Here is a 5,429-nt window from a genome sequence, read left to right as displayed (position 1 = left end):
TGTCGTGGTATATCGACAATTATTACAACACTCAGCGTCTGCACTCGGCATTGGGATATACGATGCCGAATGAGTATGAAAAGATGGCGGTGCGGACACAGTAACTATGGCGTCTACTTATTGGGGGGAGCCTCCCCTTCGCTGGCGCTCCGGCGCCCCAAAACACGGCGTTAAAACTCATGGAGAGATCGCACGTCTATATAGTTCCAGAGAATGAGGTCAAGATAGCGCCGGATGTGTATTTGCGTTATGTGCATCGGTATGGAAAAGTAGTTTTTATTATTTCCCCTGAGAGTTACAGAAAGCTCGCACAAGCATGGGGCGAGATTTCACCGATTGTTAAAGGTAAGGCGTCACTTGATAATCCTGATATAACAGACCTTCTTGAAAAGCATAAAATAGGTCATAAAAATCAGCTGTTCGGCCTATTCGCATTTCTTTTCACAACGACTTCCCACAAATTGAAGATTGAGGCAGAAAAACTCAATGATCACGAAGTAAAGGTTACAATTAGTGCTAAAACGTTTTAACAAGCGGCGGCAGTCGTGGCCTACGGCCACTGGGACAGCGTGCTGCGCACACCGCTCCAGCGCCGGGCGTTAAGCAGGCAGAGCATGCTATTAAGATTATTGTTTTTAGCATTTGTAAACGTCGTCAATATAGTAGTGTTTTGGGTGATGTGGAGAGGCTTTTACACTAACGCGGAATTGATCGTTTTCAATTGGATGCTGGCATTCTGTGGATTAACTACACTGCTATCCTTCAGCTTATTCTTTTTGCACGGCAGCAGGATTCTTATGTGGCTCTCCCAGTTTGGGAATGCTCCTGAGGGGGGTGGTCGGCAGTCATTCGCTAATTTATCTGTACTGGTTGGAGCATATGCAATGGGCGCCGTGAATATAATAACTGCATGCGTCATTCTCGCAATTAGCGGCACTATAGATATATGGGCATCAGGTAATGCTTAACAAGGCCAGGCAAGGGGCTAATGGGTGTACGGCACAAATATAAAAATTAAGGGGCTAATATGCCCAGCCTGTGACTCCGCTTTTAAATACGTCGAGGCTAGTGGTCGGAAATTATCGCTTTCGGCGGCGTTAAGCTGCCCGCGTTGTGGTGCGGCGCTAGCATACCCGGTTCGCCTACAGAGCCCCTTTCTCTATATAAAGATTTTTTTCAGTATGGTGGTGTTTGTAGGGGGCATGGTCGCTCTAATTACCTATAACCCGCTATTAGCTGTTGGTGTTGCTATACCGGTGGCGTTGATATTGATATGGGCTGTGAACAAGTCGCTAGGGTTAAGGCGTGGCTATATTGCAATGGTTTCGCGCAGAGGCGGCCCCGAGTAAGTGGCGGCTGTCGCGGCCTTTGGGGAGTTGTGCGGTGCGCTTTGCCCTTTCGCTTTTCGCTGGGCGTTGTTCAGCCCTAGGAGGACACCATGCTTCGCGAGGTATTGTTGACGATTCACGTCTTGGCGGTAATCGTATGGCTTGGATGCGGCCTATACGAATTTTTTCTGGCCCACGAGATTAAAAAAGCGCGCGGGACGCACCTCGAAATCCCGTTGATTCAGCTGTATGGCAAGTACGCTCCGGTGGTTGCGGTGGCAACGCTGGTGGTTGCCACGGCGGGCATCCTAATGTCGATTTTTCTGGGCTGGGGCTTTTTTCAACATGTGTGGCTGGGGCTGAAGCAGCTAATCATGCTGCTGGTCATCGCCGATATGCTCCTGTTGCTGCGAACGTTCAAATTGGCCACAGGCCAGATAAATTCACTGGCGGATGATCCCTCGGTGCTTCCGGCTTACCACAAGACCTTTGCCAAGATCGAGCGCCATGTGTTGTTGATGCGGCTGGGCGCGGTTATTGCGGTGGTGCTGGCCATTTTCCGTCCGGTCTGAGGCAATGACGCCCAGCCAGTTGTTGCGGCGAAGCCTTGCTTGGCCGCATAGCTGTTGCACGGCGGGGCCGCCTCAAGCGACGTTGAGCTCAGGTCTCATAGGTAAGCGGGGATTAGGCAATGGAATGGCAAACCCTAGCGGTCACCCGGATTTTTGATGAACAAAAAGCCAAGGACTTGTATCTTGGCTATCTGGGCATGAGGCTGGACTGGGCGCATCGGTTTGCGCCTGCTGGCCCACGGTATATGCAGGTTTCAAAAGCTAGCTTTACGCTTCATTTTCGTGAGCATTCGGGTGACGCTAGCCCAGAAAGCAAAGTCTTGGTGCATGTGGGTAGCATTCCGGCGCTGTTCGATGCATTGCAGGCAAGGGAATATCCATATTGTAAGCCAAGCATGGAGGCAGCCTCCTGGGGGCGGTAGTAGACCCATTTCCCAATAAGAGCCTTTTCAATCAGTCCCCTTAGCCATAACCCGCGGCCGCAGTTGTGGTCTGCGGGCGCTGGGAAGCTGGTCGCCTTTGCCGTGGCTGGCGGCCGCCTCTGGGGCTGCGTAATTGTGTGACGTTTGCGGCGGCTGCCACCCGGAAGTTACACGACTGGCCGGCCTTGCTGTCGGGTGCAAGATCTTGCGCGTGTTCTATACTTTTTAACGTCAATTCAACAACTATATGCGCCCTCTGCGCCCAGCTTGGGCGAATGAGTGAGTACGCCGTATTGCCCAATCAGCGCGAATCACACACCGTTTGGCATCACCTTTCGGCCGACGCTGCCCTGCAAGCGTTATCGTCGTCAAGCGCGGGCTTAAGCTGTGCCGATGCCGAAACGCGATTGCAGCAAGCCGGTCCCAACCGCCTGCCTGAGCCGGGACGCCGGAGCGGCCTGTTGCGCCTGTTGTCGCAATTTCACAATATTTTGATTTATGTCCTTCTCGCGGCGGCTTCGGTCACCGCTTTGCTCAATCACTGGTTGGATACCGCGGTGATTGTCGCGGTGGTGCTGGTGAATGCGGTGATCGGCTTTCTGCAGGAAGGTAAGGCGGAAAAGGCCATGTTGGCCATTCGACAAATGCTCGCGGCGCGCGCCAATGTGCTGCGTGACGGCGCGCGCATGACGGTCGACGGAGAGTCGCTGGTCGCCGGTGATGTTGTGCTGCTGGAGGCGGGTGACAAGGTGCCTGCCGACTTACGCCTGTTATCGGCCCACGGTATCTCGGTACAAGAGGCTATCCTTACCGGGGAGTCGGCGCCGGTGGAAAAAAGTGTGGCTGCCGTGCCCGAAGGTGCCGAATTGGGCGATCGCAGCTGCATGCTGTATTCGGGCACGATTGTGGCGAGCGGGCAGTGTCGGGCGGTGGTGGTGGCCACGGCGGAGCAGGCCGAGATCGGTCGAATCAGTGAGTTGATCTCCAGCGTCGAGACGTTAAAAACGCCGCTGCTCTTGCAGATGGACAGCTTTGCAAAGTGGCTGACGATATTAATACTGCTGATCGCCGTGCTGTTGTTGGCCTTTGGTTATTTTGTTGAACACTACGCCTTTACGCAGATGTTTATGGTGGTGGTGGGTTTGTCCGTTGCGGCGATTCCGGAAGGTTTACCCGCAGTGCTTACCATCACCCTGGCGATAGGTGTGCAGGCGATGGCTAAGCGCAATGCCATTGTTCGGCGGTTGCCCGCGATAGAAACACTGGGCTCGGTGTCGGTGATCTGTACTGACAAAACCGGAACGCTGACCCGCAATGAAATGATGGTGTCGGCGGTGCTTACCGCTCAGCACCTTTTTGTACTCGAGGGGATTGGTTACCGGCCAGAGGGCGTGCTGACACTGGACGAGACCGAGGTTGAGCCGGGTGAGCACGCTGTGCTCGAGAGCATGGCCAGAGCTGCAGCGCTCTGCAACGATGCGGCCCTGCGGCAAAAAGATGGGGTGTGGATAGCTGAGGGCGACCCGATGGAGGGGGCTTTGCTGGCGTTCAGTGGCAAAATGGATCTGGCTATCAACCGCGAGCGCGACAGCTGGCAGCGCACCGATGCGATTCCCTTCGACGCCCGCCATCGCTTTATGGCCACCTTGCATCACAACCATGAGCGGCAGGCGAGTGTCTTTGTAAAGGGCGCGCCCGAACAGCTTATCGCTATGTGTAGCCAGCAGTTGAATGCCGACGCTTCAACAGCAGAACTGGATGCCGCTTACTGGACCGCGCAGGCGGATAGCATTGCCGCCATGGGCCAGCGGGTATTGGCGCTGGCGGCAAAGGTGGTGCCGGCTGACAAGACGGTGCTTGAGCACGACGATGTTGTGGATTCTCTTACCCTGCTCGGCCTGGTGGGCATGATTGACCCGCCGCGACCCGAAGCCATAAGCGCTGTCGCAGAGTGTCATCGCGCAGGCATCTTAGTCAAAATGATTACCGGTGATCACGCGCAAACCGCGGCGGCAATAGCCGGTCAAATTGGTTTAAGCAATACCGCGACAGTGATGACGGGCAAAGACCTCGATGGCCTGAATGACATAGCCCTGCAGCAGGCGGCGATGGGCTGCGACATATTTGCCCGCACCAGCCCGGAGCACAAATTGCGATTGGTAACGGCATTGCAGGCAGGCGGCATGACGGTTGCGATGACGGGGGACGGCGTGAATGATGCGCCCGCCCTTAAGCGGGCCGACACCGGTATCGCGATGGGCAAAAAGGGCAGTGAGGCCGCGAAGGAAGCGGCCGACCTGGTGTTGGCCGATGACAACTTTGCCACCATTGTTGCCGCCGTGCGTGAAGGCCGAACCGTGTATGACAATATTAAGAAGATCATCACCTGGACACTGCCGACCAATGCCGGCGAGGCGCTGATCATTGTTGTGGCGGTGCTCAGTGGCATGGCCCTGCCGATTACGCCGGTGCAAATTTTGTGGGTCAACCTGGTTACCGCGGTGACCCTCGGCGTGGCCCTGGCGTTTGAGCCTACCGAAGACAACACCATGCTTAGGCCCCCGCGACCTCGCGATGAACCCCTGCTCACCGCCACCACAACGTGGTATGTGGTGATGATATCGGTGTTGATTTTGTGCGGGGTGTACGGTGTTTATCAATACGCCATAGGCCGTCATTATCCCGAGGAGTTGGCGCGGACGATGGTGGTCAATACGCTGGTTTCTATGGAAATTTTCTTGTTGTTTTTTGTCCGCAATATTTACGGCACGGCGTTTACCTGGCGCGCGCTAAGAGGCACCAAGATCATTTGGTTGGTGGTGGCCTGTATTGCCACAGCGCAGTTGGCGATGACCTATTGGCCGCCGATGCAGGGGGTTTTTGATACCCAGGCTGTTGCCATCTGGGATGTCGGCTTGATTGTTGCGGTCGGGGTCGCGGTGCTGATTATTTGTGAGATAGAAAAGCAAATGCGTCTGCTGCTGGGGCGCAAAAGAGATTACTCCGCGTGAGCGCACTATGGCCGCAAGGCGACAGTTTGCCCGCGGGCGACTGTTGCGCTGCCGTTAATCGAAAGTGAGGTTTCTATGGCTAAGCTAACGTTTTGG

4 protein-coding genes are annotated in these 5,429 nt (G+C 55.1%); all 4 read left to right on the top strand.

Annotated elements, in window-relative coordinates; translation table 11 throughout:
* Positions 1–179: 179 nt before the first annotated feature.
* Positions 180–530, top strand: a complete 351-nt coding sequence (locus ABYM29_RS14660; RefSeq protein WP_372865534.1) for a hypothetical protein — start codon at positions 180–182, stop codon at positions 528–530.
* A gap of 908 nt (positions 531–1,438) precedes the next feature.
* Complete coding sequence (locus ABYM29_RS14655) at positions 1,439–1,900, top strand: hypothetical protein (protein ID WP_372865533.1); 462 nt, start codon at positions 1,439–1,441, stop codon at positions 1,898–1,900.
* A gap of 119 nt (positions 1,901–2,019) precedes the next feature.
* Positions 2,020–2,322: a glyoxalase superfamily protein gene (locus ABYM29_RS14650; RefSeq protein WP_372865532.1), complete on the top strand. Its 303-nt coding sequence runs from the start codon at positions 2,020–2,022 to the stop codon at positions 2,320–2,322.
* Between the two features lie 275 nt (positions 2,323–2,597).
* Positions 2,598–5,333, top strand: a complete 2,736-nt coding sequence (locus ABYM29_RS14645; protein ID WP_372865531.1) for a cation-transporting P-type ATPase — start codon at positions 2,598–2,600, stop codon at positions 5,331–5,333.
* Positions 5,334–5,429: the final 96 nt, after the last annotated feature.

The sequence above is a fragment of the Spongiibacter sp. genome (assembly GCF_041602295.1).
In the GTDB taxonomy this organism is placed as follows: domain Bacteria; phylum Pseudomonadota; class Gammaproteobacteria; order Pseudomonadales; family Spongiibacteraceae; genus Spongiibacter.
This window is presented reverse-complemented; position numbering and strand designations above follow the sequence as displayed.